Below are 24,344 nucleotides of genomic sequence, written 5' to 3' on the forward strand. Positions count from 1 at the left end.
GACTATCACGGGATGTTACCGAAACTCTTCGAGATACGAGTCCTCGATCGTCGCCTCGAGGTCGTCGACGTACTCCGTCAGGATCGCGGGTAGTTCGGTGGTGTACCGATCGTCCGTGAACCGATACTTTGGACCGATGATGGCGACCGCACCGAGAACACGCCCGTCGGGGCCCCTGACGCACCGACCGACTTCTCTGAGGCCGTCGACGTACTCCTCGTCGGCGAACGCGACGCCTCGCTCGCGAACCTGCTCGAGTTCCTCGAGGAGGGCGTTTCGGTCCGTAATCGTCTGCGTTGTCTGTCTGGGAAGCCCCCAGTCGTCGAGGATCGCTTCGACGCGGTCGTCGGGGAGTGCAGCGAGAATCGCTTTCCCGGTCGCGACGCAGTGGAGATAGTAGTAGATCCCGGCGGAACTCGGAGCAGTGGAGATGTGGCGCTCCTTGGACGGAAAGTGGCTGTCCGGGTGGAAGGACTCGTAGACCAGAATACCGCGGTTGTCGTTTTCGACGACGAACTCGACCTCCTCGTCGATCTCGTTCGACAGTTCCGTCACGGTCTGTTTTGCCAACGTGTACGACGTCTTCCGTGATCGCGCGTACTCCCCGTGGTTGAGAAAGCGCAATCCGATATGATAGACCGCGCCCTCCTTCGTGAGATACCCCTCATCGAGGAGGGTTCGGAGATGGAGGTGAACCGTACTTCGCGACATCTCGAGCTCGTCGGTCAGCTCCTCGAGCGTTGCACCACCCTGCGTCTGGATCGTATCGATCACGCCCAGTGACCGTTTCGTGGTTTTCGCCGTCTGTCTGGTCATAGCGGTTCGTATCGGATCACACAATATAAACGTTCGCTACAGTGGGACTTTTATATATTAAACGACACTGATCGCTTCGCGTACGGAGCCCAACGGTCCGGTCGAACGACCGCTGTATCGGTATGTGTCGGGTTCAGACTGGTCGCTGTCCGGCAGTTCGTCCGTTAGACCGATATCGTCCGTCAGCTCCGGTGCACCCGCAACTCGGGCGGCGGTGTGCCGGGACATCGATACAGTAATCCGTATCAGTCGTGGGGGTGGAACCGCTTGACTGCCCGGTCGACGGCCGCCGTCTGCCCGAGGAAGGTTACGCGGTCGCCGTCCCGAAGTCGGTGATCGCCGGTCGGGACCTCAGTCGCCCCGTTCCGGTGGGTGAGCAGCCCGACGATACAGCCGTCGGGAATTTCGGCGTTGACCTCGGCAATCGTCTTCCCGACGAGATCCGACGCGGTAACCTCGATCTCCTGGACGTCGCCGGTCCGGCCGAGTTCGTTCATCCACGCCGACAGCGACGGCCGTTCTAAGACGTTCTCGAGCGACCACGCGGTCGCCATCGAGAGGTCGATCGCGTGGACGCCGAGCGATTCGAAGGCGTCGACGTTGTCGGGCTGGTTGACTCGCGAGGCGACCTTACCGACGTCGAAGGTCGTCTTCGCGAGCTGGCAAACAAGCAGGTTGACGTCGTCGTCCGGCGTGGTCGCGATGACCGTCTTCGCGTCGTCCGCACCCGCGGCCTCGAGTACGTCGGCGTCCGTGCCGTCGCCCTCGAGTGCGGTGAGACCGCGTTTGCGGGCTTTCTCGACCGCGTCGGGGTCGTGGTCGACCAGCAGTACGTTCTCGCCGTCCTGTTCGAGCCGTTGTGCGAGCGAGAGACCGACGCGGCCCCCGCCGACGATTATCGTGCGCATTGGTGACACCTCGAGGTGATCTGCGATCTGGCGTGCGAGGCCGGCCTGGAGGACGACTGTCGCGAAGATAATGAGAAAGACGGTACCGGCGAGCAGCTGGGCCTCCTGTGGCCGACCGAGCACCTGCAACTCGACGGCGAACAGCGTCGCAACGCTGGCAGGAATAATTCCACGCGGGCCGACGGCGCTCAAGAAGAGTCGCTCGTTTCCCGTAAACCGTGGATCGGTCGTCGAGAGGTAGATGACGGCCGGGCGAAGCACCAGCGTGATCGCGACGACGATGGCGAGGCCGGCCAGCCCGAGCGCGCGGATATCGGCGAAGTCGATCAATGCAGCCAGTGCAACGAAGATAAACGAGAGAACGACGACCGAGAGGTCGTCGAGGAAGTCGATTACCTCCTCGTGATGGGGAAGTTCGACGTTCCCGAGGACGAACCCGGCCATCGCAGCGGCGGCGATCCCCGTCTCGCTTGCGATCGTCTCAGCTCCGGCGTAGGCGACGACGACACCGGCGAGGACGATCAATCGTGCGTGCAGCGGTGCCGCACAGGGTCTCGAGCGTGCGCGCTTGAGGACCAGCCACACGATTCCGGCGACGAGGGCACCGAACGCGAGGCCGACGAACAGCCGGACCACGAAACCGCCGACGAGCGCTGCCGGCGTTCCGTTCCCGGCGACGAGGACCTCGAAGACGACGACGACGAGGATTGCCGCCGTCACGTCGTTGATCACCCCCTCGCCCTCGAGGACGGCTGCAACGTGATCCCGCACGGTGACGACCTGCAGGATCGGTCCGATCACGGTCGGGCCGGTCGCGATCAACAGCGCGCCGACCAACAAGCCAACCTCGAGGCTCGTCTCGAGGAAGACGACGACGGCGGCGGCCGTCCCAAGCCAGGTGATCGCCGCGCCGACGGTGACGAGGCGTGTCAATGCGGCGGGACTCTCCCGGAGTTTCTCGAGGTTGAGATGGTAGCCACCCTCGAAGAGGATAATCGCGACGCTGACGCCAACCATCGCCGAGAGCCCGCCACCGAACGTCTTCCGCGAGACGAAGCCGAGCACTGCGGGTCCGATCACGATTCCGGCGACGATCAGAAAGAGGACGCTCGGAATCCGCAGTCGGTCCGCAAGGACGCGGGATGCGACGCCGAGGGCGAGGACGAGCGCGACGGTGGCGACGAGTTTCATGGGCGAGGGTGTGACGCTCGATTACACAGACGTGCGTACAGTTGAAAACGGTACTGGCGAGACGCGGCGAGCATCAGTCATCACCATCAGCGGCGGGTTGCGCCCCGGCGTCGTCTCCACCTGCCGTTTTGACGACCTGATAGAGGATCATCAGGGCGACGGCAAACGACGACCCGACGAGCAGGAGGACGCTCACCAGATCGAGCGCGCTCGTTCCCAGCCAGTTCGCGAGTTCACTGAGGCCGATTCCGAGGCTGGCGAGGACCATCATCATGCCGAAGTAGACGATCACGTCGTCTTCCTCGACGATCGTGGTCGCTGCCGAGCCGATGCGCGCGCCGAGTGCGCTCCCGACCAGTAGCAACGAGACCACCGTCAGATCGACGCTGCCGGACATGCCGTAGGTGAACGTTCCGAACGCGCCCGAGAACAGCCCGGCAAACAGGCTCGTCCCGACTGCCGCGGTCAGCGGCGTCCCGATCAGGTAGTAGATGGCGGGCATGCGGATGAAGCCGCCGCCGACGCCGATCAATCCCGAGATGAGGCCGACGCTCCCGCCAGCGCCCGAAATCGTCCACAGCGACGCCCGACCGCCCGACGTCAGCGAGATCATCGGCGGAACGGTGTACGACTGGATCTTCTGACCGATCGCCGGAATGTCGTCGTCGTCGACGTCCTCGTCCCCTGTATCGTCTTCGTCCTCGAGATTCGCGGCGCGACGGAGGAACAACGCGCCGATTCCCCCCAGTAGGACGACGTACGCGACGCCCGTGACCAGGTTCGCAACGCCAAGTGCCTCGAGGCCGAAGACGAGCCGACTGCCGAGTTCGATCCCGATCGAGAGGACGACGAAGAGGATCGCGCCGAGTTTGTAGTCGACCTGCCCGACGTCGTAGTGTTTCAGGACGGCGATCACGGAGGTGCCGAAGTAAAACGCCAGCCCGCTTCCGATCGCGACGGAGGCGGGGTAATCGAGGAGCAACAGCGTCGGCGTGATCAGGAACGATCCGCCCATCCCGAAGAAGCCGAACAGCACCCCGACCATGAAGCCGAAGCTCACGAACAGCACCAGCAGGGTCAGGCTGAGTCCCAGTATCTCCATCTATCGTGCGTCTGTGATCGTTTCGATCAGTGGTGTTGCAACTCGCTCGAGGACGCCGTAGCCGGCGTAGAGGGCCACCGCTTGAACGAGGATGACGCCCACGAGGAGCGCTGCCTGTATCGGTGCGGGGAGCGCCACGGATTCGATCATCCGTTCCTGCCTCCGTCGACGTTCGGTTGTGTGCGGATCATGGATTTCTACTCACTCTCTTCTACCCGGAGGGGATGTATAACGCTTTTGGGACCGCCGTACAATATTACTGCAAGATATGGCACGGCTATCCAACGAGAATATCTGTATACGTTATGGAGATATCGGCGGTCCAGCGACGGTCCAGCTTTGGCCTCCGTATCCCATCATGCGCGAGACATATGCGGGCAACGTAGCTGTCGTTGGACTGAGTTCCACGTGGTGTGGTTACGAACCGTCGTGCGAACTCGTCACGCTCGTCTTCGAATACGGTTAGACGGTTGTGCGCACACTGGAGCGGTTCGACGGACACAGCTCTTTAACCCAGTATATTGGGACACCCAAACAATATTATACCGTCGGCCCCTACAGCCAGTATGAAAGCGGTACTCGCCACCGACCTCTCGGCCGCCAGCGAGGCGACCATCGAGAACGAAACCTGTCTCGAGTGTCTGGGCCGTATCGGCGTCGACGAGATGCACCTCGTGACCGTGATTCCATCGAACGTTCACGCGGGCATGCCCGGAATCGACTTCGAGAAGCGCCGACGGAAAGCGATCAGCAGCTACGAGCGGGTTATCGAGAACGCCGGCTTCGACGTCGAAGTACACGTCGTCCGCGGAACACCCCATCGACGGATCCGGGGCATCGCGGAGACGATCGGCGCGAGCCTCACGATCGTCGGCTCGCGCGGGAAGAGTCCACTCGAGAACCGCGTCATCGGCTCGACGGCGCGCAACCTCGCGCGGACGACCGAGACGCCGCTGCTCGTCAACCGAGTCGAGCGGGAGGCCGACGATCCGTCCGTCGTCAGACAGCACCTGTTCCAGCGCATGCTGTACGCGACTGACTTCTCCGAGAACGCCGAGCGCGCGTTCGACACCTTCTCGTATCTCCGTCACGCGACCCAGGAGACGACGCTCGTCCACGTCGAGACGCCGAAGGATCCGGGACTCGCGGAAGACACGGATCCCGAAGGACGGCTTGCGGAGCTGGCCGACCAGCTCGAGGAATGGGATATCGAGACACGAATCAAGGTTCGACAGGGCGACCCCGCCGACGAAATCCTCGCCGTCGAAGACGCCGTCGACCCGACGACAACCCTCGTCGGATCGCGCGGTCACAGCCGGCTTCGCAGACTGCTGCTCGGCAGCGTCTCCGAGGACCTCGTCGCTCGAGCGAACGGAAACGTGATGCTCGTCCCGCCGTCGTGATACGGATCGTCATAACGTTTTACCGGTGATCGCTACCGTTCGAGCGATCACCGATAACAAATTACAACCGTATGAGTACCGGCATACACACCACACAAAAACGGAATGATGCGGTACTGACGCAATGACACGCCAAACTGTTCCGAGCTGGTGATCGGGGCCGTCTTTTATTACAGATTCCGGTGAACAATCGAGTATGTCCGCTGATACTGACCTCCTCCGGACGCTCCTCCTCGTCGTTGCGCTCGTCATTCTTGTCCCGTTCTTACTGATGTTCCTCGTCTGGCCGATGATGGGAATGTGGGGTGGTGGACACATGTGGGACAACGGTGGTGCGAGCGGAGTTGGATCGACACTGTCGTGGCTGGTGATCTGGCTCCCGATGTTCCTGCTCGTCCTCGGCGGCGCGTACCTCCTCTACAGGGCGATAGATCGCACCGAAAGTGACGACCGAGATGCCGCGCTCGAAGAACTGCGACTTGCGTACGCCCGCGGTGATCTCTCCGACGAGGAGTTCGAACAACGGCGCGAGCGACTTCAACGAGACAAGTGAGTGGCAAACGTGGCCCGAATTCGGTACTGACCCCCCACGCTGTACACGACTAGCCGATCGTCAGCACTCGATCGGACGACGTCACGACCTCGAGGAGGTCGGCCATCGTCGACATCGGACAGTACTCGCTCTCCTCGCTGTTGCGGAGTTCGAGACACGTTCCACACGCTTGCAAGTCACCACCGGCATCGACGAACGCTTCCATTCGGTCACGAACGTCGAACTGGTCATCAGTAATCTCCTCGGCCTCGACGCCTTCTCCCAGCAGGAATACTGACACGTCGTGTCCGTTCTCGACTGCCGTAATACCGAACCGTAGCGCGTTCCAGGCTCGTTCGGGATCTGCAGTCTCGAGAACAATTCCAATACTGTCGACTGACGGTTCCGATTGCTGCATTATAGATGTGTGTTATGGTCCCAATAGTATAAACTATTCTTCCCATCGAGAAAGCGAGTAAAACGAGTTCACGTGAGAATCTCAGCAGTCAGTCCGTCTGAACGTCGATATCTCCGACCTGGGTCGATTCGTGGTACGTACAAATGTACACCGACATCTCTTCAGCGGCGACTACACCCTCGAGGGTTGTCTCTTCGCCTTCTTCGCTGACGTCATCGCTTTGGTAGTCGTCAATGATCTCGTCATCCTCGTCTCGTATCTCTAGATTATGTGTCACACCGTCGGCGTTGATCCAGCTGAAGTCGTATTCGTTCCCCTCGATAAGTGTGATCGTTGGGTTGTCCTCGCCGTCGATGATACCGGGTTCCAGCCCAGTCCACGCCTCGATACGGCCTTCGAAGTAGAACTCGTCGATGTCTTCCCACTCGTCGGCGGCCTCGCCATTTTCCGCTCCGTCCGGTTCCTCCTCGTCCGTATCGTTTTCTTCTCCAGGTCCACCACACCCTGCCAGTGCTGCCATACTAACTGCACCACTCGCTCCAAGGACCATACGACGTGTCAGATAATTACCCATACAATGTCTGTCACCAGACGACCTGATAAACGGCTATTAGGCATTAGACGAACTATCTTTGGAGACCGACCTGGAATTCCCCAGTGGGCGACATCAGAAACAGCGACTGGATGGAGCAGCGACGCGACCGATCCCCCACACACGGTTCTGGCGGGTGCCTTCGCTGCAGTATTGGAACGCAAAAATCGACAACCGTAGCACGCCAGTTCGGAACGTCAGCCGTCGACGTCTCGCTACGCTTCTCGTATCTGCTCGAGTGCGTCTGCGAACCGCTCTAGTGGCTGGGCGCCAACTAGCGTCCCGGCTGCCTCCGTTTCCGGGTCAAAAACGACGAACGTCGGTGTTCCGCGGATATCGAACGCCCGTGCCCGTTCCGCATCGGCTTCGACCGTTTTTTCAAACTCCGAGCGCTCGTCCTCGAGACACGCCTCGAGTTCGGCGGCGTCGACGTCCGGAACCGAGTCGGTGATCTCGAGGAGGCTGTCGGCGCTGGCCCACCCCGAATTGCGCTCGCCCTGTTCCGCGAAGACCGCAGCGTGCCAGTCCCAGTACGTCGACGGGTCCGACTCGCGGACCTGTTCCCAGACGCACTTCGAGGCGACAGCAGCGGTCATCGAATCCGCCCCGAAGAAGGGCACCACGATAAAGACGAGACAAACCTCCCCCGACTCGACGTACTCCGAGACGAGATCGGGGAGCGTCTCCTGCTCGAACTGTTCGCAGATCGGACACTGGAAGTCGGTCCAGTAGTAGATCTCGATCGGTGCGTCCGAATCGCCCATGATCGGCTTTCCCGCCAGGTCGACGCCGAGGGCTGACGTCTCTTCGCTCGCGTGCATCGTCGGCGAAAGGGAGCTACCATCGTCGGTATCGTCCGAGCGGGAGAGATAGTAGACACCGCCGCCACCGAGCGCGAGGGTCGAACCGGCAAGCACGGCGCGACGGGTCGTCTGATCAAGCGACATTCGTGTTCGGTTGCTGGTTCACATCGATTCCTCGTAACCGACGCGCCGATTTGCCGAGTCAGCAAAACGGAGGAGTACCTTTGTGGTAATCGTGCGACGAACCACCTACTCGTGGTATCGAGCACGCTCGAGACAGTTCGAAGACAGGTCGTGAGTCGTCCGTCCTCGAAGCCCAGTGGCGACCGCTCGTCCGTGACATCCGTCGGCAGACATCTGGCCACAAACTGGGTGACGGAGTTGTGAACTGGGACGAGTCGGTCGGCAGGTTCGGGCGGAACCTTTCGAACGCGATACGGTATCCGTTCGAGTCCTGGTACGGGACGGTTGGCTTCGTCCTCGTCACGTTCGGTACCTACACCCTGTTGGTCCTGAGTACGATGCCGGGGTTTGCGCTCCAGATGCTCGGCGACGGACTCCACTGGTTCGATTACGTTCTCGTTTCGCTGACGGAATCTGTCTACCTGACCAACGGCGCTACGGGGCTCGGGATTATCGTCACCTACGCGCTCCTGACCGGCGTCGCCGTCGTCAACGCCGTCGCACAGCTCCGGCTCGTCGGCCTCTCAGGTGCGACGAGCGTATCCGGCGTCCTCCCAGGACTCGTCGCATCCGGCTGTGCGAGCTGCGGGGCGGGTCTGCTCGCCTTCCTCGGGTTCGCCGGCGGGCTGACGCTGCTGCCGTTCGACGGCACGTTCCTCCAACTCGGGGGTCTCACACTCTTGTTGTTCTTTCTCGGACGAGCGGGCCATCCTGAACAGTGCGTCGTCTCGCTGGAGGGATCACAGTGACAAGAAGAGGACACCACCGATTACTCGGCACAAACCGACGCGCGATCAGCTGGGGGGCCGCTACGTCAGCAGGTGTGTTCGTCTTGTTCGGACTCGTCACTGAACTCATCCCGAATCCGCTCTTCGTTCGGATGGTCCCGCGGACGGGCTTCGATTACCTGTTTCTCACCCTGACTGCGCTTCTGGCTGGCGTCTACGTCGCCCAGCGTCTGGCGACTGACGTCCGCAACGCTGGTGACCTCGAGGGCGAGGCAGCCGACCGAGACGACGGCGGCGATTACGATTCCGACCTCAATCACGATCATCGCCACGGTGAGAACGGCGAAGCCGATACGGATCGGCTGGCGTTCGGCGGTTTAGTCGGCGGATTTCTGGCAGTCAGCTGTCCGATCTGTAACGCCGTCCTTCTAGCGCTGTTCGGATCGTCCGCACTCATGGCGTACTTCGATCCGCTGCGTCCCCTGCTCGGAGCGGTCTCGGTCGCACTACTTGCGGGGTTGATTTACGTTCGCCACCGACGGTCGTGTCCGACGTGTGCGTCCCAATCGTGATCGGCGATCAATCAGTGTCCTTCCACTCGCCAGCCTCGACCTCGCGAAACTCCCCTTTGGCCTCGCGTTCGCGCGGCCAGAGCATTACGACGAGTAACGCTGCGTAGAACGCTCCGACGACACCGAGAACGACAGATCCGGCGAGTGTTCCAACTGCTGCGGCGGCGGGGAGAGTGGCATCCGGGACGAACGCCGTCACGCGAAAGAGCCACGCCAGGCCGAGGAGGAGCAACAGGGCGAAGTAGATGCGTCGAAGCCGATTCGACACGGCCTCGAACATTGTGATCTTGTACGTCGGGTATCGGTAATCCTCCCCCAATTCGGTCCGCCAATCGTCGTGTTCGGCCTCAAGTGACGGATCAAACGCATTCGCAAAGAGATCCTGCTGAAAGAGGCGAACGCGAGAACGGTAGACGTCGTAGTCGCGGTACCGGCGAGCCTCGATCCAGCAAAACAGGCCGACGGCCAGCACGCCGATGAGGATGATATAGTGGGGGTTGTCGGGACTCGAGAACGCCCACGTGAGGATCGCAGCCATGATCGTGACGCTCCACGTCGTCGTCTGGTCCAGTCGGGATCGCCAGGTCGTTTCACGATCTAACTCACCGCGATACGCATCGCCGAAGACCGTACTCAACTCTGACGTGTCCTTCCCCATCTCGCGCCCCGGATCGACCGTTGGCTCCTCGGTATCGGTGTCATCAGCGATCAGCCTTCGATCGTCTTTCGGTATGCAACTCAAAATAACAGTGGGCAGAGAATGTATTGCAATTATTGCACAATACTCAAATAGAGTCGTCGCGTAGAATTCTCAATGGCTGACACAGCAAGTGAAACGACTGATGTTGCAGAGAAGGCCTCGCAGACGCCGATTCAACTGAACGATGCGGCCGAGTACGACGACCTGCTCGAGGCCCACGACCTCGCACTCCTCGAGTTCGTCACGTCCGGGTGTGGTATCTGTGCGTCTATGGAGCCGGTACTCAGTGTCGTCGCGCGCAGCGCACCCGGTGCGGTGGTGACGGTAAACGCCGGACTCGTTCCGGACCTCGCCGACAAGTTCACCGTCCGACGCGTCCCGACGTTCGTCGTGTTAAAAGACGGTGAGGAAGTCGACCGACTCGATGACGGCTTCCAGTCCGCAGACACGCTCGTCGACGTCCTCGAAACGCACGCTGAAGAGTGACGACGGATCGCTTGGTACTGTCGAACAGCAGTCAATACGAAGCCGATCGTGAATTCGGGGTCGTCGCCGACGGTGACGACTCCAGCAGAACGATCGGCTTCACGTAGTTCTATCCAACAGTACGAATCATTCGCATGCTGAACAGCCCGCTCGCCAGCGGACGACGAATCCGATGACTCCCAGCGTCAGCACCGTCACGACGATCTGTCCGAGACTGGCACCTAGTCCAGCCGCAGCGCCACCGCCTGCCAGTCCAACAGCGCCAGGAGCAAGCGCCAGACAGCAGAGGCTCGCCGTGCCTGCAAGGCCGAATAGCGACCGTCGTGACGCAGTCTTTGCATCCATGTAGACACTCTATGTAGATGATACGGATAGACATTGTGGAGCTGAATCGAACGAATGTCGTGGCGACGTCCAGTGACAGATCATATGGGAGTTGGCCTCCGCAATTATCCCCAGAACGAGGCGTTACCGAGACAGTAAAACAACGCCACCCAACCGACGAAAAGACCCGTGATGACGACGATGAAGTCGGCCAGACACGTACCGACGTTGACATCCTCCTCCGCCTGAAGGCAGAGGAATCCCAAGCGTTGGGATATTATGGTTTGCAGACTCCCTGTTCTCTCGGTGTGAACCGTCCGCTCTCGCGGTCGAACAGGAAGACTCCGGGCTGTGCCAACCGGCCGTTACTCATATCCCCCGTCGGGGGACTCTGAGTTATCTTTCGGCGGATGTTCACCGCACCGTTCACGTCTGCGTTCATCGTCGTTCCGCACGACTCACAGACGTACAGACCACGCTCCACGCGGTTGCTATCCCGAATTTGTCCGCAACACGAACACGTCTTGCTCGTGTTCTCCTCGTCCACACGGTCAACGAGGATGCCGTGTTCCTCGGCCTTGTATTCGAGCAGGTTCGTGAACCGGTCGAACTCCCATCCGTGAAGTTTCTTGTTCCCAGACTGACCCCAATTCCGCGAGTCGCCGTTCTCGTCCTCGCGGATGTCGCTGAGGTTGCCAACCGCTATCTTCTCCACGCCTTCTTCGATACACCGTTGCACGATGTGTTTCGAGAGGGTGTGGAGGAAGTGGTCTTTGCGCCGGGAGAGTTTCCGACGGACTTTCCGTGCACGTTTTGACGGCCCGTTCTCACCCTCGGTCTGGTACTCTTCGCGGGTGAAGTAATGCTTGTCTTCTTTCAGCACGTTCCCCGGATACAGCTCACTCGGGCCGTCCTCGTAGGCGATAGCGAGGTAATTACTGATTCCAAGGTCGATACCAGCCGTCTTCTCGCCGGGGGCGTCCTCAACTGGTATTTCCTTCTTGCAGACGAGGTGTAGTTCCCACTCGTCCCCGTCCCAGACGGCACGCACTTGCTGGATGTTCTCAACTTGTACGTCGGGCCGGGTTTCGTATTCGGCAAGGATGAAGTCAGACCGTCCGTCTTTCAAATTCCAGCCTTTTGAGAGGCGAAGCTGGCCGTGCTTATCGTCGTGTTTGATGCCTTTCTGCTTCCACGTGACGGTGGAGCGCGGGTGTCGGTCGCCACGTTTCCGATAGCCGGGTGGGTTGTTGCCGTCGTCGGAGCTGTACCAGCCAGTGAACGCCTCAGCAAGCTCTTCGAGAACTCGCTGACTCGACTGAGAATGTAAGTCACTGTAGCGTTCGTGGTCTTTCAACTCCGATTTCAACTCGGCCTCGTCGGGTATCTCACCGAAATCATCCCACCGGCCTTGGATGTAGTAGCGTCCGACGTTCCACAGTTTCGATGCTGCGATCCCGCACTGGTCAAGATCGTCACAAACCTGACTGTGGTTCGTGATGCGTGCGACATAGGTGCGGGTCGTCTCCAGCATCGTACTGTATCCATAACCAGTTATGGAATAGAACCTATTAAAGATTATGCTTGATGTGGAATATCCAGCCCTGTCAGAGTCCGTGGAACGTGATACCGAGTGACGGCGCGTATCCACGGCCTGAAGGCCGTGGTATTGCGCCTGTTCAGCGTATAAGGCGGTCTCGGTGATTTGCTGAAACAGCAAACCGTGGCCTATTTGACGGTAACTGACGGAATGTATTGCGTGCAACACGGAGGCTCCGGGGATTCGGTAGACATTTTCCAACTTCTCGCCGACGAGTACGCACGGAAGATCCTCCTCGCCGCGGATAGTGGACCGAAGACCGCAAAAACACTGAGCGAGGAGTGTGACGCCTCACTAACGACCATCTACCGCCGCGTCTCGGTGCTACAAGAACACGAACTCGTCGAGGAACACCACACCGTCGATTCCGACGGCTCTCACCGAAGCGAGTTCGAAACGTCACTCGAGGAGCTTCACGTCACGATTAGCGACGGCAAACTCTCGCTGACAGTCGAAACGCGCGACGATCTCGCGGACAACTTCACGTCACTGTGGAGCGATCTTCGGGGAGGTGACTGATGGAAGTCTCGTTCCTCCTCTCGAAGGGAATTACGCTCGTGTTGAGCCTCATCGTCGCATATCTTGCGTACCACGGTTACCGGCGAAGCGGGCAGACGCCGATGCTGTACGTCTCCGGTGGATTCGTCTTCATCGGCGTCGGTGCGATCTGTGAGGGCCTCATCTACCAGCTATTCGGTACGACGATCGCGTCCGCAGCGCTCGTACAGGGGGTCATTGTCTCGAGCGGCATGGTACTCGTCATTCTCTCACTTCGACGATAGTAATACGAATTGCGGCGGCGATAGTTTCTCCCTGAAATGCTGCAATTTTTCCGAACCAGGGAATCGCCGGACGGCGTTTATGAATCGGCTCGAAATACCGAGCTATGAACCGGCGTACGTGCCTCCAAACGATCGTCGCCTCGAGTTTCATCGCCACTGCAGGCTGTCTCGAGTCGCTGTCACCGGGTGACGAGGAGTCAACTCGTTCACGCGCGGATGGCGTCACGCTCGGACCGCCAGAACAGGATTTGAGCGAGGCGTCGCATCCGAGCTATGGTGAGGAGTTTCCAGCGGTCGCGTTTCCGGATCCGCTGACGGGTGAGACTGTCTCGACTGAGCAGTTCGTCGGCGAGCGCACTACACTGATGACGTTCTTTTATACGTCGTGTCCGGACGGCGCGTGTCCCGCGCTTCTCCTGCGGTTGCGACGAGCGCAGGAGGTCGCGGCTGAAGAAGGCTACGGGGACGACGCTGCCTTCCTCGCGATGACGTTCGACCCCGAACGCGACACCGAAGCTGAGTTGCGAGCGTATGCCGACCAGCAGGGCGTCGATCTCGATGCTGGTAACTGGCACTTCTTGCGTCCGAACCGATACGAGGATGCAAAAGCGAGCCTCACTGAACAGTTCGGGCTGCCACTCGAGAAGCGAGATGCTGACGAGTACGAGAATCTCGAGTATATGTTCCCCCACTACAACTATATCTTCCTCGTCAACGAGCAGGGACGCATCGAGCGAGTATACCCGGACGGGGCAACTGTCGACCCGTCACAGATAGTCGACGACTTCGAAACGGTGGTGACGGCGTAGATGCGACGGCGAGACGTCCTCGCTGGGCTCGCCAGTGTCGGGGTCGTCGGTGGTGGTGGCGTACTGGCGGTCCGTGGCGTCCCTTCGTTCGAAACCGAGCGCGACGACCCGGAAGCGACGGATGGAGCGGAGACGACGGCTCCCGATCCGATCGCGATAGAAACGGTCGAGGCGCCTGGCAGCGAAGCTGGCGAGGTTCGGATTCCGGCGCCCGAGCGGGTGACGTTCGTCGATTTCTTCGGAACGTGGTGTCCGCCGTGTATCGAGCAGATGCCCGCACTGGCCGAGGCGAACGATCGCATTGGATCGGACGTGCTGTTTCTCTCGGTTACGAACGAGGCGGTCGGCTCGTCCGTCACCGAAGACGAACTGGTCGACTGGTGGGACGAACACGACGGCGACTGGCTGCTCGGCCTCGATCCGACCGCCGAACTGACCTCGCGGTATCTCGCGGGCGGCTATCCCTCCGCCGTCGCGATCGATACGGATGGACGCGTTCAGTGGTCCGATTCCGGTGTCAAAACCGCAGACGAACTCGTCGCAGGGATCGAACGAGCGCTCGAGGGGGAGGCAGGGACGTAACCGATGCTCGACGCCGCGTTCCTCTCGGCGATCGGATTCGGACTTACCGCTGGTCTTGCAACCTTCTTCAGTCCGTGTGCGTATCCGTTACTGCCGGGGTACGTCGGGTTCTACGTCAGTCAGACGGACGGCGACGACGCCTCGCTCGGTGGTGCACTACTGCGCGGTGGGGTCGCCGGCATCGGTGTGCTGGGGACGCTTACTGTCCTTCTGGGAGTGACGTTCTGGCTCGGCCAGTCGACGGTCTCACAACTCACGTTCTTCGAATCGCTCGTCGGCGGGCTGCTGGTGGGTTTCGGAGTGTTCGTCCTACTGGGCTGGGTCCCATCGCTGTCGATCCCCCTTCCAGCACGCCGCTCGAGCGTGCTCGGATTCGGAGTATTCGGGGCGGGCTACGCGCTCGCCGCGGCTGGATGTGTCGCTCCCGTGTTTCTCGCCGTGGTCGCCCGCGCGCTGTCGCTGCCGGCCGACGTAGCGGCAGTCGTGGTAGCGACGTACGTGGGCAGCGTCGTAGTGTTGATGCTCGGGATGACCGTCGCGACCGGGATGGGACTGGTGGCGAGTGCGGGACGACTCGCAGCGTACACTGGCCATCTGAAGCGACTCGCCGGTGCAGTGATGATCGTCGCCGGAGCCGGCCAGCTCTATCTGGCGCTCGTCGTCTACTGACGACGACCGTCAATGCAGGTGGTATCCGTCGCATCGCATCCGCGAATCGATGTCGGCTCGACGCGTGCAGTCATTCTGTCGGACAGTGTGAGGTTGCCTGAACGACGAGATGTACCGTATGAATCGGACTACGATGGATAGCTCACATCGCCCGTGCGAACACGATGACTAACGCCAGCGCCACGCCGGCCAGGAGGGCGAGCATCGAGTGGTCCGTCTCGTAGGTCCGTGCCTCCGGGAGCAGGTGGGCTGCGGAGACGTAGATCAGTACCCCGGAGACAAACCCGAGCAGGAGACCAAGTTGGCTTTCGCCCAACCGACTCACTAGGGGATAGGCGACGAAGGCACCGATCGGTGTCGTCAACGCCGCAATGAAAAACGCATACACCGCCGCCGTTCGTTCCGCGACGTCTCCTTTCAACAGGACGAGATACGTGATCGCCCCTTCGGCGAATTCGTGGACGACCAGCCCGGTTCCGGCTAACACCCCGGTCAACAGCGAGATGTTGAACGTGACGGTGTGAACCGCCTCGGGGTCAAGCCCCGAGGCTTCTGTCTTCCCGCAGTTTAATCGGACACTCCCACCGTCCTCGACACCACACCCCGAGATGGGTCACGGTCGTCTTGAACGGACGAGTGGGTTGCAGTCGGGGCGTCCACGGCCCCCGATGCCCGCCGTCGCACCTTCCGAACTTGGGGAAGGCTGTTGAGAGCAGGCACATTCCAATCCTGATACTTCTCGATGCCTTTCACGGCGATATTGACGCTTGCACCACGGTCGCTGTGGTCTTGATGCTCACAGTCTTTGCACTTGAACCGCTTCTTGTTGCGGTTCGCACGCTCCGTATGCCCACACATCGGACACCGCTGGCTTGTGTACTCGGGATTAATCCAACCAGTCGGGATTCCCTCGAACGACGCCTTGTACGACGTATAGAACTGTAGGGCGCGGAAGGGAAGGTGATGCAAGCGTCGGTTCATCCGCGTGCCGTAGTCGATACTATCGCGCATCTCTTTGAGGTCTTCAAAGACGATGCACGGTTTCTCGAACTGCTGGCTCCACTCCACGATGTGCCGAGACACCTTGTGGAGCCGGTCGCGGACGAACCGTTCCTCACGCCCTTCGAGCGCGTCGTGGATGCTGTCCTTCCCAGCGTTCTGGACGCGCTTACGCATCGTGAAGTAGCGGTGGCGCTCGAACTTGATCTCGGGAAAGTCGATGACCAGCGTGTCCTCGACGCCATCCTTTGAGAGTGCGGTGAGCGCCACGTTGTCCTCGTTCACATCCACGCCGACGACCGTCCGCGAGTCTTGCTTGTCTCGGACGGTCTGCTCGGTGTTGCGGATGTTGACGTGGAGTTCTGGCTTCCCGTCATTCCACAGCGCCTCCGATATTGAGACCTTCCACTCGTCGTCTTGGAGTGCGGTCTTGAGGAGGTCAAGGTGGGCGTCACTTCCTTCGAGGATGCCCTTGACGTGGTTGTAGGGTTTCGCGCTGATGCGGAACCCCACGTCGCCGTCGTCGGTGAGCGACAGATTGTACCCCTCCGTGAAGTTCGCTCGGAGAGGGTAGGTGCTGTCCTTGGTGTGGCTGGGTTTGCCGTAGTCGTCGTACTCGTAGTAGTTCTCTATCGCCCCGAGTGCTTTGGCGACGATTCGTTGAGTCGTGTTCTTCACGAGGTCGGCGTCGTCTTCGAGGCGTGGGGAAATCGAGTTCCAGTCAACACCTTCCTTGGCGAGTCGGATGGTCTCGTTGTACACTCGGCGGGCTTCGAGCGTGGCGTCGTATAGCAGGCCCTCGTTGCCACTGTGGATGTCGAGTCGAAAGTCCAGCGTCTTGACGAGGGGATTCGTAGTCATTTGATTCGAACGTCAATAAGCGTCCCAATCTCGTGGGTCGGTGGGTCATATTGGATATGGAATCCAGAATCATACGACTTTTTATGGCACTCTAGGGTGCGGTCAACGTTGACCGTAACGGTAGGGAAGCCATCCCACGGCGGGAGAACTTCTTCTTCACGCCCGTTGTTGATTGCTTGTTCTGCTTCCTTTCGCGTCAAATCCTCGTACTCATCAAGCCACCACTGACGGGATGCATTAATGTCCACAACACAGTATTCTGATTGTTCATCAACAGGCTCTGTGTACACGATGGAGGGGTCAATCCCCACTCGGTCTAATTCGTCCAGCCAGATTTTTGCAAAACACATGAGCGTCTCCCCTTCGTCTTCGATGCTGGCACGCGATATAGTTGCGTTTAGGGTTGCCTTGGGGAGTGTGTCGTGGTGGTAAGATAACCCGTCATATTTCGACGTGGGGGCACTCATCGCCTCATCGAACCGAAGAACAACGTCTTTTCCCTCGGCCTCACAGAGTATCTGAACGATGGAAGCGGTTCGAGCAGACTCGATTTTCGTACTACTACTCATCATCTCCACCGTCGGGTTCTGAGGTTCGGACGACTTTCACGTCCGCTCCACGCCAGCGTTTGGGGACGGTGATGTGGGCGCTGTTCCCGAACGGTTTGACTTCACCGTCGAGAACTTCCTCGCCGTCGATTTCAAAGCGATTCACCATTGAAACATATATCCCTCGGATATACTTAGCTGTGTCGGTGGAATGGGTTTGATATGGGCGAAAAGCGGTCAAATCACACGGTATACAACGTCAACTACCACTTCGTGTGGTGTTCAAAATACCGTCACGAGATTCTCGAACCAATCGAGGACTCGCTGGAAACGAGCTTCCGTGACGTGTGCGACGAATACGGCTACCATATACTATCGTTGCACATCTCACCTGACCACGTACATCTATTTCTTTCTGCCCACCCGAAGCACGCTCCGAGCGAGATTGTACGGACAGTCAAGAGCATCACGGCCCGGGAGATGTGGGAACAGCACGAGTCGTTCTTGGAGGAGTATTTGTGGGGCGGTGGATTCTGGGCGCGGTCGTACTACATCGGGACTGCGGGAACGGTCTCAACAGAAACGATTGAACGGTATATCGAACGAACAGAACACGTCTAAGTGTCGGCTTCACCCTCGGGGTCAAGCCCCGAGGCACTCGCCTTGCTTATCTGTAGAACTCCGCTGAAAACGCGATCATCGTCGGTCCCTAAATTCTTCTGATTCATCAAATAATTGTAAGCACTCACGTCGTGTGGAGACGGGGACGCGAACGGTGCTCAGTCGTGATGGTCGTGGTCGTGGTCGTGGTCGTTCTCGTGGTGGTGATGATCGTGCGTGTCGGCCCCGCGACGGACGAACTGTCCCGCAAAGGCCCGATCGACAACCTCTGAGAGCGCGGGATGGACGTGAACCGACTCGCGAATATCCCAGACGGTCCCCGTCCCGGCCTTCATCGCGACGACGACCTCCTCGAGGAGGTTCGACGCCTCGGGACCGAGGATGTGACAGCCGAGAATTTCCCCGCTCGGCTCGATGAGCACTTTCACGAATCCCTCGACCTTCATCGCGCTCCCGCGGGCGGTATCCTCGTACCGGTACGTCCGTGTGGCATACTCGCGGTCGTCCGCTTGCAATTCTTGCTCCGTGACGCCGACGCCAGCCACCTCCGGCGAGCCGAAGACCGCGAAGGGCATCGCCATGTAGTCGACCGCCTCGAGGTCGTCTCCGAACAGATTCCGGACGATGGTTTTGGCCTCGTGGTTCGCATTGTGTTTCAACAGGTACTCGCCGACGATATCGCCGAGCGCCCACACGCCCTCAGCCGTAGTTCGAAGGTACTCGTCAGTCTCGACGAAGCCATTCTCGTCGGTTTCGACGCCCGTGGCCTCGAGGTTCAGCAGATCGGTGTTTGGTCGACGACCAGCCGCGATCAACAGCGTGTCGCCAGTGACGGTCACGTCCTCGTGCCCGGACGGGTCGGGCCAAGCGGACGGATACGGACGCGCTTCGACCGCGACCTCGCCGTTGGACTCGGACGCACTGACGGCTTCGTAGCCCGTGTAGACGTCGAACCGGTCGGCATAGCGCTCGGTGAACGCTGTGGCGACCTCCTCGTCGGCTTGCGGCAGGAGGTGTGGGCGACGACCCACGATCGAGACGTCGCTCCCGAACGTTCCGAAAAAGTGCGCGAGTTCGGCCGCGATGTAGCCGCCGCCGACGATCACGAGGCCGTCGGGTGGCTCCTCGAGTTGTAAGGCGTCCGTGCTGGTGAGATAATCGACCCTCTCGAGGCCGTCGATCGGCGGAATCGTCGGTCGCGTCCCGGCCGCGATGAGGACGGTCTCGGCGGAGGCACGCGCACCGGCGTCGCGGCCGTCGACGATTTCGACCGTCCGATCGTCGACGAACCGGCCTTCGCCCTCGAGGAGCGTGTGCTGGCTCGACGTTCGGAGCCCGTGGTGGATCGACTCGGCGCTCTCGGAGACGTCCTCGGTCACCTCGCGGACGATGTCGGCGAAGTCGACGTCGGTCACGTCGACGTGGATTCCGAACTCGTCGGCGCGCTCGACGGTTTCCATCACCTCGGCGTGATAGAGCAACTTTTTCGAGGGGATACAGCCGCGGTTGAGACAGGTGCCGCCGAGCGGTCCCTTTTCGACGACTGCGACGGACTGATCTCGACGGGCCGCGGCGCTCGCGACGTCGAGCCCCGATCCCGAGCCGATTACGAGAAGGTCGAACTCCGCAGGTCCGGTATCCATACGGCTATCGACGGTCGCGATTCCCATTACCTTTACAGGGTATTCAGGGACGTACGCTAAGCCGGAAACGCCTACTTCCAGCGGGCCGAGTGGGTGCTCCGTCGGTTCCGCTGTCGAACCGACTGGAGATATCAGTGCCTGCTCCCGTCTCACAGCCGACAGCGACGGACAATCTCTCCGACTGTCCGTCGATTCGAGGGACGGATCTCACACGCGACTTTCCTTCTCGAGATTCATTCGTCACGTTCACACGAGTTACAGCATTCTTTCACCGTTCCCACTACGACACTCAGGGTGGCGAGCGGACCGCTGAGGAGCAGTCCTCCCAGGACAGCTACCAGCACGGACGTCACTGGTTCCGTGAGCGGTGGCGCGACCGCGGCACCGATCGGAACGAGAAGCACACTTACGACCGGAGCGGCCGCGCCATACGCCAGCCGCGTTCGTTGCCCTCGAGAGAACCGGATTCCACCGGTACCGTGTTGTGGGATCAACAGTCCGACCGACAGGATGACGAACCCCGCTACCACGTACAGTCCACCCACCACGATCGCCAGTCCCTCCGCAAAGCCGCTGTCGCTCTGGGGCATCGTGACGAAAATCGCGGCAAACCAGACGAGACTCCCGAGTATCACGATCGCTCCGAGTGCGGCAATTCCGACCTGGAGCGACGCTCGTATCGATCGAGGGGCCAGCGTCTCGAGAGCGTCTGGGACGGTCTTCATACGACACATTGGATCGGAATACGGATAATACAGTTATCTGATTCCTCGCTCTCGAGAATGTGAGTTATCGTAGCGACTGCAAGCCACTAGACATCCGCCGGACAGGAGCGCGGTTCCGAACGGGCGCGGTTCCGAACGACCAACGGGAGTGAGAACCGCGACGGGAGCGGGGAGGAACGACCCGTGAGCAGGATCGGCGATCAGTGTGTCACTCGTTGCAGTTGTTACTATAGTTGCTCCGTGGCCGCTGGCACGACCACCGACGGGATGCCGTACTCTCGAGTGGGATCGATCATGGGTCAGCTTCCGCCGGCGGTAGTCATCAGTCTGGCCACGTTGAGAAACAGCGACATCCAGCCGGTGACGAAGACTCCTCGAGAAGGGCAAGAATCGCAAACGTCCACGTTCACCGTTCACAACCGTGGCAACACGAGAAGGCCAGCCAGAATTGCCAGGTTCGCCAGCACGCCCGCGGAGGCGACGGTCCAATCGAGTGCCGTGAGAAGCAGCGACAACACGGTCACTGCGAGCAGCGCAGCTCGCCAATAGCGCCAGCCAGCCACCAACGCGGCGGCTGACACGACGAACCCGGCGCCGGCTACGGCGGTCAATACCGCAAAGACCCGGATTCCGACGTGCCCCACGTCGACGGCACCGCCGAGCAGCGTGGTTTTGTACGGGAGATCAGCCACCTCGAGTAATTCGAAGTAGACGCCGATTCCGAGAAAGTGAATGACTCCGTGGATCGCCAGTGCAATTGCGACGATGTATGTGGGGTAGCCAGCCATTGGAATTCACCACCTGGAGACTGTTGTGCTCGATTTTGCGGCTCCACCAACTGCTACGTAGCCGGATCACGTCGGCAGCGGTAAACCTTCGGGTGATACTATCAGCTGTAAGTCTTTCAAGATTCTCGCCGCACCGGGGTGGCGAGAATCTTGATATAGTTACAGCCGACAGTATGAGACGTTGCATTCGACGCTGTACAGGCACGAATCTCCGGTAATCGGGGCAGTCTCCCTGGAAGTTCACCCTCGAGCAAGAAATTTCATATTTGCAGACTGAATATTTCAATTAGCCCATTAGTGGTTGTGTCTATTCACCGGACTCGACAAACGGCTCATGACTGTCGGTAACTCACTCTTCGGACACGTACTTCCACAGTGTACTTTCTCTCGAGCGAAGCGACGATGTTTATCAATTAGTCCACACAAGTACTATTATGACTATGGAGTCGGATCGCTCGGGGTCGATCACGACCCGCCGCCAATTGCTCGCGGCTCCTCTCGTCGGCGCAGGTGGGGGACTCTCGAGCCGATTCGACACCGTCAGGCTTGCCGCCGACGGATCACTCCCCGCGTCTCTCGACGAGCGCGTTCCGAACCTGCTCGATCGATACGACGTGCCGGGGGCGTCGATCGCCGTGATCGAGAATGGCGAGGTGACGTGGAGCGGTGCCTACGGCAGCGCTGACCCCGCGGACGGACGCCAGATGGCCGAAGACACCCCGTTTCAGGTGCAATCACTTACGAAGTCGATCACTGCGTGGGCAGTGCTGAAGCTCGTCGAGCAAGGCGAACTCGAACTCGACGATCCGGTTGGCCGACACCTCACGAGCTGGGAGCGTCCGGACGCCGCGTATTCGTGGGCGGACGTGACCGTTCGTCGATTGCTCGCCCACAGTGCCGGACTGCCAACGGGTGGATACGAGGGCGTCCCACTGGACGAAGCGCCGCCGCCGCTCCGGAAGGCGCTGTCCGGACACGCGGACGGACCGGCGGCGCGACCGACGAGCGAACCCGGCGAGTTTCGGTACTCGAATATCGGGTACGCGTTACTGGAACTCCTCCTCGAGGACGTTACAGGTCGTGACTTCACAGCGTACGTGGCCGACGAAATCCTCGAGCCGCTCGAGATGGACGGCGCCACCTTCGTCGCCACCGAGGGGCTCCGATCGGAACTGGCCACGGAGCACTTCGTGGATGGGTCCCCGGTCCCCGCGAGACACGGGCCCGCCAGCGCCCACAGCGGGCTGTACGCAACTGCGGCAGACATCGCTCGCTTCGTCGCCGCTGGCATGGAGACCAGCGGGGAACCGGTGGGGCGGGGCGTCCTCGAGCCGGAGCACGTCGCGGCCCTATACGCTCCGACTGTCGAAACGACGGGCTTCTACGGCCTCGCCAGCGACGGCGCGGGGCTCGGACACTTCGTCGAAACGCTCTCCGAGGGGGAGCGGGCGGTGATGAACGGTGGCCAAGGTTCCGGTTCGTGGCACTGGTTTCACGCTGTCCCCGGGACCGGTGACGGAATCGTCATCCTCACGAACAGCGAACGGAGTGTCCAGCTTATCGCCGACGTCATTGAGGCGTGGACGGATCGAAGCGGCCTCCCCAGTCAGTCACTGACGCGCGCGAGGAGCTGGATTCGCCTGCCGGTCTGGATTCTCGTCGGCGTTGCGGCCGGGCTCGCCCTCCGACTCGGATATGGTGCTATCGCGGGAACGCGAACGTTCGCCCCGCTATCCGACCGTGACCGCACCACTCGAGCAGTCCTGGGCACCCTCGCAATCGTAACGTTCGGACTCTGGTGGACCATCGGTCGGGAAACTGTGGCGTTCTTCCTGCCGGTGATCGCCGAGTGGGTCGGACTGGCACTGTCCGCAGTCGTCGCTCTCCTGCTGGTGACGGTCCTGTTTCCCAAAACGAACAGGGGTGAACCGACGTGACTACCGACAGCGCCGGCGACGAAACGGCGAGTGAGCCGTCGACCATCTCGCTCGTCGCGTCTCCGGACGTGGAACCGGAGTTCTTCGAGTACTCGAACCCGTGGCAGTTCTTCGCCATCGCGTTTGGCGTGTCGTACCTCTTCTGGATCCCACTGGTCGTTCTCGAGTACGACCCGTTTGCATTGCCTGGGGTAATTCTGTTCGCCGGCGGTGGACTCGGCGTCCCAGGGGCGGCGATCTTCTTGCTCTTTTGGGATGCCGAAGAGAAACATCGGCGTGACTACTGGCGACGGCTCGTCGACGTCCGGCGGATTGGGCTGCGTTGGTACGCCGTGATCCTCCTGCTCGTACCGGTCCTGAACGGGTTGGCACTACTCTTGGGCATCCTGGCCGGCGACGCGGTTCCGGGGTTCGAGCGAGCTGCCGAGTTCGCTGCCGATCCAGTATCGCTCCTCCCGTACGCGGTTTTCATGCTGATTTTCGGCCCACTGCCCGAAGAACTGGGCTGGCGCGGTTACGCGCTCGACGGACTGCAGGCGCGCTGGAACGCGTTGTGGGCGAGCCTGATCCTCGGATTCGTCTGGGCCGTCTGGCACGTCCCCATGTTCTTCATGATCGGGACCTACCAGGCCGAGCTGGGGGTCCTGACGCTTCCGTTCTGGGAGTTCATGGTCGGGGCAACGCTCGTCTCAGTTCTGTACACCTGGATCTACAATAACACGGGACGCAGTATTCTCGGAGCCGTGCTGTTTCACTTCTCGGGAAACTTCAGCGGCGAACTCATCCCCCACGGTCCCGTTGGACGCCTCTTTCCGGCAGTGTTGGCGCTGCTGGTCGTCGTCGTGGTGGTCTCCGTCTACGGGCCAAAGACACTGACCCGACGTGCTCGCGTACAGTCGTCCGATACGGAGTAATCCCTCGCCATCGGCTCTTCGGAGATCGACAGGCTTTGCCATCACCGACAGCGAGCGACGCAGCCGCTCGAGTCCGCGTGATCTCACCTATCGACGGAGTGACCGACC

At 60.5% G+C, this 24,344-nt stretch carries 30 protein-coding genes; 13 read left to right on the forward strand and 17 right to left on the reverse strand.

The features are described from left to right. Positions 1 to 15: 15 nt before the first annotated feature. The 4 genes from GRS80_RS04505 to GRS80_RS20310 form a co-directional block, all read right to left on the reverse strand. The gene (locus tag GRS80_RS04505; protein ID WP_160046530.1) at positions 16 to 816 is read right to left on the reverse strand and encodes an IclR family transcriptional regulator; all 801 of its coding nucleotides are present in this window, start codon (positions 814 to 816) and stop codon (positions 16 to 18) included. Positions 817 to 1,061: 245 nt separating this feature from the next. Beyond that, positions 1,062 to 2,915 carry a cation:proton antiporter gene (locus tag GRS80_RS04510; protein WP_160046531.1) on the reverse strand — a complete coding sequence of 618 codons (1,854 nt, stop codon included), beginning with the start codon at positions 2,913 to 2,915 and terminating at the stop codon, positions 1,062 to 1,064. Between the two features lie 73 nt (positions 2,916 to 2,988). Continuing rightward, positions 2,989 to 4,017, reverse strand: a complete 1,029-nt coding sequence (locus tag GRS80_RS04515) for a sulfite exporter TauE/SafE family protein (protein WP_160046532.1) — start codon at positions 4,015 to 4,017, stop codon at positions 2,989 to 2,991. Beyond that, on the reverse strand, positions 4,018 to 4,167 hold the full coding sequence (locus GRS80_RS20310; RefSeq protein ID WP_200840322.1) for a hypothetical protein: 150 nt from the start codon (positions 4,165 to 4,167) through the stop codon (positions 4,018 to 4,020). Between the two features lie 416 nt (positions 4,168 to 4,583). Here GRS80_RS20310 and GRS80_RS04520 point away from each other — a divergent pair, with 416 nt between their 5' ends. Then, positions 4,584 to 5,420, forward strand: coding sequence for a universal stress protein (locus tag GRS80_RS04520; RefSeq protein WP_160046533.1), 837 nt, complete (start codon positions 4,584 to 4,586; stop codon positions 5,418 to 5,420). A gap of 196 nt (positions 5,421 to 5,616) precedes the next feature. Then, positions 5,617 to 5,973, forward strand: coding sequence for an SHOCT domain-containing protein (locus tag GRS80_RS04525; protein ID WP_160046534.1), 357 nt, complete (start codon positions 5,617 to 5,619; stop codon positions 5,971 to 5,973). A 49-nt stretch (positions 5,974 to 6,022) separates the two neighbouring features. Here the strand turns inward: GRS80_RS04525 and GRS80_RS04530 are convergent, their stop codons facing one another. From GRS80_RS04530 to GRS80_RS04540, 3 genes are all read right to left on the reverse strand, one after another. After that, positions 6,023 to 6,370: a DsrE family protein gene (locus tag GRS80_RS04530; protein WP_160046535.1), complete on the reverse strand. Its 348-nt coding sequence runs from the start codon at positions 6,368 to 6,370 to the stop codon at positions 6,023 to 6,025. 88 nt (positions 6,371 to 6,458) lie between these two features. Next, positions 6,459 to 6,890, reverse strand: a complete 432-nt coding sequence (locus GRS80_RS04535; RefSeq protein ID WP_235019644.1) for a PKD domain-containing protein — start codon at positions 6,888 to 6,890, stop codon at positions 6,459 to 6,461. Positions 6,891 to 7,177: 287 nt separating this feature from the next. Further along, entirely contained in the window at positions 7,178 to 7,909 is a 732-nt protein-coding gene (locus GRS80_RS04540; protein ID WP_160046537.1) for a DsbA family protein, read from the reverse strand. A gap of 239 nt (positions 7,910 to 8,148) precedes the next feature. Here GRS80_RS04540 and GRS80_RS04545 point away from each other — a divergent pair, with 239 nt between their 5' ends. Both GRS80_RS04545 and GRS80_RS04550 read left to right on the forward strand, forming a co-directional pair. Then, positions 8,149 to 8,697 (forward strand): hypothetical protein, encoded by a 549-nt coding sequence (locus GRS80_RS04545; RefSeq protein ID WP_343161445.1) that lies wholly within the window; start codon positions 8,149 to 8,151, stop codon positions 8,695 to 8,697. Beyond that, positions 8,694 to 9,248 carry a hypothetical protein gene (locus tag GRS80_RS04550; protein ID WP_343161446.1) on the forward strand — a complete coding sequence of 185 codons (555 nt, stop codon included), beginning with the start codon at positions 8,694 to 8,696 and terminating at the stop codon, positions 9,246 to 9,248. The genes GRS80_RS04545 and GRS80_RS04550 overlap by 4 nt, the downstream gene beginning before the upstream one ends. A 7-nt stretch (positions 9,249 to 9,255) precedes the next feature. On the opposite strand, the gene GRS80_RS04555 is transcribed toward GRS80_RS04550, so the two are convergent. Beyond that, positions 9,256 to 9,906 (reverse strand): DUF2270 domain-containing protein, encoded by a 651-nt coding sequence (locus GRS80_RS04555; RefSeq protein ID WP_160046576.1) that lies wholly within the window; start codon positions 9,904 to 9,906, stop codon positions 9,256 to 9,258. A 156-nt stretch (positions 9,907 to 10,062) separates the two neighbouring features. Between GRS80_RS04555 and GRS80_RS04560 the strand changes: the two genes are divergently transcribed. Next, positions 10,063 to 10,434 (forward strand): thioredoxin family protein, encoded by a 372-nt coding sequence (locus GRS80_RS04560; RefSeq protein ID WP_160046538.1) that lies wholly within the window; start codon positions 10,063 to 10,065, stop codon positions 10,432 to 10,434. 126 nt (positions 10,435 to 10,560) lie between these two features. On the opposite strand, the gene GRS80_RS04565 is transcribed toward GRS80_RS04560, so the two are convergent. Both GRS80_RS04565 and GRS80_RS04570 read right to left on the reverse strand, forming a co-directional pair. Beyond that, positions 10,561 to 10,779: a hypothetical protein gene (locus GRS80_RS04565; RefSeq protein WP_160046539.1), complete on the reverse strand. Its 219-nt coding sequence runs from the start codon at positions 10,777 to 10,779 to the stop codon at positions 10,561 to 10,563. Between the two features lie 256 nt (positions 10,780 to 11,035). Then, the gene (locus GRS80_RS04570) at positions 11,036 to 12,292 is read right to left on the reverse strand and encodes an RNA-guided endonuclease TnpB family protein (RefSeq protein ID WP_160046540.1); all 1,257 of its coding nucleotides are present in this window, start codon (positions 12,290 to 12,292) and stop codon (positions 11,036 to 11,038) included. Positions 12,293 to 12,517: 225 nt separating this feature from the next. On the opposite strand from GRS80_RS04570, the gene GRS80_RS04575 reads away from it, so the two are divergent. The 5 genes from GRS80_RS04575 (at position 12,518) to GRS80_RS04595 (ending at position 15,200) form a co-directional block, all read left to right on the forward strand. Next, positions 12,518 to 12,877, forward strand: coding sequence for a helix-turn-helix domain-containing protein (locus GRS80_RS04575; RefSeq protein ID WP_141465452.1), 360 nt, complete (start codon positions 12,518 to 12,520; stop codon positions 12,875 to 12,877). Then, entirely contained in the window at positions 12,877 to 13,140 is a 264-nt protein-coding gene (locus tag GRS80_RS04580; protein WP_141465453.1) for a hypothetical protein, read from the forward strand. Before GRS80_RS04575 ends, GRS80_RS04580 begins: the two co-directional genes overlap by 1 nt. A gap of 104 nt (positions 13,141 to 13,244) precedes the next feature. After that, positions 13,245 to 13,949, forward strand: coding sequence for an SCO family protein (locus GRS80_RS04585; protein WP_160046542.1), 705 nt, complete (start codon positions 13,245 to 13,247; stop codon positions 13,947 to 13,949). Then, positions 13,950 to 14,531, forward strand: a complete 582-nt coding sequence (locus GRS80_RS04590; RefSeq protein WP_160046543.1) for a TlpA disulfide reductase family protein — start codon at positions 13,950 to 13,952, stop codon at positions 14,529 to 14,531. It abuts the gene before it with no gap. Between the two features lie 3 nt (positions 14,532 to 14,534). Beyond that, on the forward strand, positions 14,535 to 15,200 hold the full coding sequence (locus GRS80_RS04595) for a cytochrome c biogenesis protein CcdA (RefSeq protein ID WP_160046544.1): 666 nt from the start codon (positions 14,535 to 14,537) through the stop codon (positions 15,198 to 15,200). Positions 15,201 to 15,342: 142 nt separating this feature from the next. On the opposite strand, the gene GRS80_RS04600 is transcribed toward GRS80_RS04595, so the two are convergent. From GRS80_RS04600 to GRS80_RS04615, 4 genes are all read right to left on the reverse strand, one after another. Beyond that, positions 15,343 to 15,687 (reverse strand): ZIP family metal transporter, encoded by a 345-nt coding sequence (locus tag GRS80_RS04600; protein WP_343161447.1) that lies wholly within the window; start codon positions 15,685 to 15,687, stop codon positions 15,343 to 15,345. A gap of 80 nt (positions 15,688 to 15,767) precedes the next feature. Further along, entirely contained in the window at positions 15,768 to 17,060 is a 1,293-nt protein-coding gene (locus GRS80_RS04605) for an RNA-guided endonuclease TnpB family protein (RefSeq protein WP_160046545.1), read from the reverse strand. Next, entirely contained in the window at positions 17,057 to 17,629 is a 573-nt protein-coding gene (locus GRS80_RS04610) for a hypothetical protein (RefSeq protein WP_160046546.1), read from the reverse strand. The genes GRS80_RS04605 and GRS80_RS04610 overlap by 4 nt, the downstream gene beginning before the upstream one ends. After that, entirely contained in the window at positions 17,622 to 17,777 is a 156-nt protein-coding gene (locus tag GRS80_RS04615) for a DUF2080 family transposase-associated protein (RefSeq protein WP_141551690.1), read from the reverse strand. The genes GRS80_RS04610 and GRS80_RS04615 overlap by 8 nt, the downstream gene beginning before the upstream one ends. 53 nt (positions 17,778 to 17,830) lie before the next feature. Between GRS80_RS04615 and tnpA the strand changes: the two genes are divergently transcribed. Then, positions 17,831 to 18,229: an IS200/IS605 family transposase gene (gene tnpA, locus GRS80_RS04620; protein ID WP_160046547.1), complete on the forward strand. Its 399-nt coding sequence runs from the start codon at positions 17,831 to 17,833 to the stop codon at positions 18,227 to 18,229. A gap of 158 nt (positions 18,230 to 18,387) precedes the next feature. Here tnpA and GRS80_RS04625 read toward each other — a convergent pair whose 3' ends face one another. The 3 genes from GRS80_RS04625 to GRS80_RS04635 form a co-directional block, all read right to left on the reverse strand. Further along, positions 18,388 to 19,872: a dihydrolipoyl dehydrogenase gene (locus tag GRS80_RS04625; protein ID WP_160046548.1), complete on the reverse strand. Its 1,485-nt coding sequence runs from the start codon at positions 19,870 to 19,872 to the stop codon at positions 18,388 to 18,390. 233 nt (positions 19,873 to 20,105) lie between these two features. Then, entirely contained in the window at positions 20,106 to 20,597 is a 492-nt protein-coding gene (locus GRS80_RS04630) for a hypothetical protein (RefSeq protein WP_160046549.1), read from the reverse strand. Positions 20,598 to 21,010: 413 nt separating this feature from the next. Continuing rightward, a complete protein-coding gene (locus GRS80_RS04635; protein ID WP_160046550.1) occupies positions 21,011 to 21,385 on the reverse strand; it encodes an ABC transporter permease in 375 nt (124 codons plus the stop codon). A gap of 434 nt (positions 21,386 to 21,819) precedes the next feature. On the opposite strand from GRS80_RS04635, the gene GRS80_RS04640 reads away from it, so the two are divergent. Then, the gene (locus tag GRS80_RS04640) at positions 21,820 to 23,322 is read left to right on the forward strand and encodes a serine hydrolase domain-containing protein (protein WP_235019645.1); all 1,503 of its coding nucleotides are present in this window, start codon (positions 21,820 to 21,822) and stop codon (positions 23,320 to 23,322) included. Continuing rightward, complete coding sequence (locus GRS80_RS21070) at positions 23,319 to 24,236, forward strand: type II CAAX endopeptidase family protein (RefSeq protein WP_343161448.1); 918 nt, start codon at positions 23,319 to 23,321, stop codon at positions 24,234 to 24,236. Before GRS80_RS04640 ends, GRS80_RS21070 begins: the two co-directional genes overlap by 4 nt. Positions 24,237 to 24,344 lie beyond the last annotated feature (108 nt).

It is taken from the genome of Natrialba sp. INN-245 (assembly GCF_009807105.1).
GTDB lineage: Archaea > Halobacteriota > Halobacteria > Halobacteriales > Natrialbaceae > Natrarchaeobius > Natrarchaeobius swarupiae.

What these genes read in the sequence shown, in the direction of transcription:
- GRS80_RS04630 (WP_160046549.1), bottom strand. Translation starts at nt 20,597, where the DNA reads ATGAAGACCGTCCCAGACGCTCTCGAGACGCTGGCCCCTCGATCGATA.
- GRS80_RS04525 (WP_160046534.1), top strand. Translation starts at nt 5,617, where the DNA reads ATGTCCGCTGATACTGACCTCCTCCGGACGCTCCTCCTCGTCGTTGCG.
- GRS80_RS04560 (WP_160046538.1), top strand. Translation starts at nt 10,063, where the DNA reads ATGGCTGACACAGCAAGTGAAACGACTGATGTTGCAGAGAAGGCCTCG.
- GRS80_RS04555 (WP_160046576.1), bottom strand. Translation starts at nt 9,906, where the DNA reads ATGGGGAAGGACACGTCAGAGTTGAGTACGGTCTTCGGCGATGCGTAT.
- GRS80_RS04570 (WP_160046540.1), bottom strand. Translation starts at nt 12,292, where the DNA reads ATGCTGGAGACGACCCGCACCTATGTCGCACGCATCACGAACCACAGT.
- GRS80_RS04505 (WP_160046530.1), bottom strand. Translation starts at nt 816, where the DNA reads ATGACCAGACAGACGGCGAAAACCACGAAACGGTCACTGGGCGTGATC.
- GRS80_RS04535 (WP_235019644.1), bottom strand. Translation starts at nt 6,890, where the DNA reads ATGGCAGCACTGGCAGGGTGTGGTGGACCTGGAGAAGAAAACGATACG.
- GRS80_RS04540 (WP_160046537.1), bottom strand. Translation starts at nt 7,909, where the DNA reads ATGTCGCTTGATCAGACGACCCGTCGCGCCGTGCTTGCCGGTTCGACC.
- tnpA (WP_160046547.1), top strand. Translation starts at nt 17,831, where the DNA reads ATGGGCGAAAAGCGGTCAAATCACACGGTATACAACGTCAACTACCAC.
- GRS80_RS04565 (WP_160046539.1), bottom strand. Translation starts at nt 10,779, where the DNA reads ATGGATGCAAAGACTGCGTCACGACGGTCGCTATTCGGCCTTGCAGGC.
- GRS80_RS04590 (WP_160046543.1), top strand. Translation starts at nt 13,950, where the DNA reads ATGCGACGGCGAGACGTCCTCGCTGGGCTCGCCAGTGTCGGGGTCGTC.
- GRS80_RS04580 (WP_141465453.1), top strand. Translation starts at nt 12,877, where the DNA reads ATGGAAGTCTCGTTCCTCCTCTCGAAGGGAATTACGCTCGTGTTGAGC.
- GRS80_RS04640 (WP_235019645.1), top strand. Translation starts at nt 21,820, where the DNA reads ATGACTATGGAGTCGGATCGCTCGGGGTCGATCACGACCCGCCGCCAA.
- GRS80_RS04635 (WP_160046550.1), bottom strand. Translation starts at nt 21,385, where the DNA reads ATGGCTGGCTACCCCACATACATCGTCGCAATTGCACTGGCGATCCAC.
- GRS80_RS04615 (WP_141551690.1), bottom strand. Translation starts at nt 17,777, where the DNA reads ATGGTGAATCGCTTTGAAATCGACGGCGAGGAAGTTCTCGACGGTGAA.
- GRS80_RS04595 (WP_160046544.1), top strand. Translation starts at nt 14,535, where the DNA reads ATGCTCGACGCCGCGTTCCTCTCGGCGATCGGATTCGGACTTACCGCT.
- GRS80_RS04530 (WP_160046535.1), bottom strand. Translation starts at nt 6,370, where the DNA reads ATGCAGCAATCGGAACCGTCAGTCGACAGTATTGGAATTGTTCTCGAG.
- GRS80_RS20310 (WP_200840322.1), bottom strand. Translation starts at nt 4,167, where the DNA reads ATGATCGAATCCGTGGCGCTCCCCGCACCGATACAGGCAGCGCTCCTC.
- GRS80_RS04610 (WP_160046546.1), bottom strand. Translation starts at nt 17,629, where the DNA reads ATGAGTAGTAGTACGAAAATCGAGTCTGCTCGAACCGCTTCCATCGTT.
- GRS80_RS04510 (WP_160046531.1), bottom strand. Translation starts at nt 2,915, where the DNA reads ATGAAACTCGTCGCCACCGTCGCGCTCGTCCTCGCCCTCGGCGTCGCA.
- GRS80_RS04515 (WP_160046532.1), bottom strand. Translation starts at nt 4,017, where the DNA reads ATGGAGATACTGGGACTCAGCCTGACCCTGCTGGTGCTGTTCGTGAGC.
- GRS80_RS04520 (WP_160046533.1), top strand. Translation starts at nt 4,584, where the DNA reads ATGAAAGCGGTACTCGCCACCGACCTCTCGGCCGCCAGCGAGGCGACC.
- GRS80_RS04625 (WP_160046548.1), bottom strand. Translation starts at nt 19,872, where the DNA reads ATGGATACCGGACCTGCGGAGTTCGACCTTCTCGTAATCGGCTCGGGA.
- GRS80_RS04585 (WP_160046542.1), top strand. Translation starts at nt 13,245, where the DNA reads ATGAACCGGCGTACGTGCCTCCAAACGATCGTCGCCTCGAGTTTCATC.
- GRS80_RS04605 (WP_160046545.1), bottom strand. Translation starts at nt 17,060, where the DNA reads ATGACTACGAATCCCCTCGTCAAGACGCTGGACTTTCGACTCGACATC.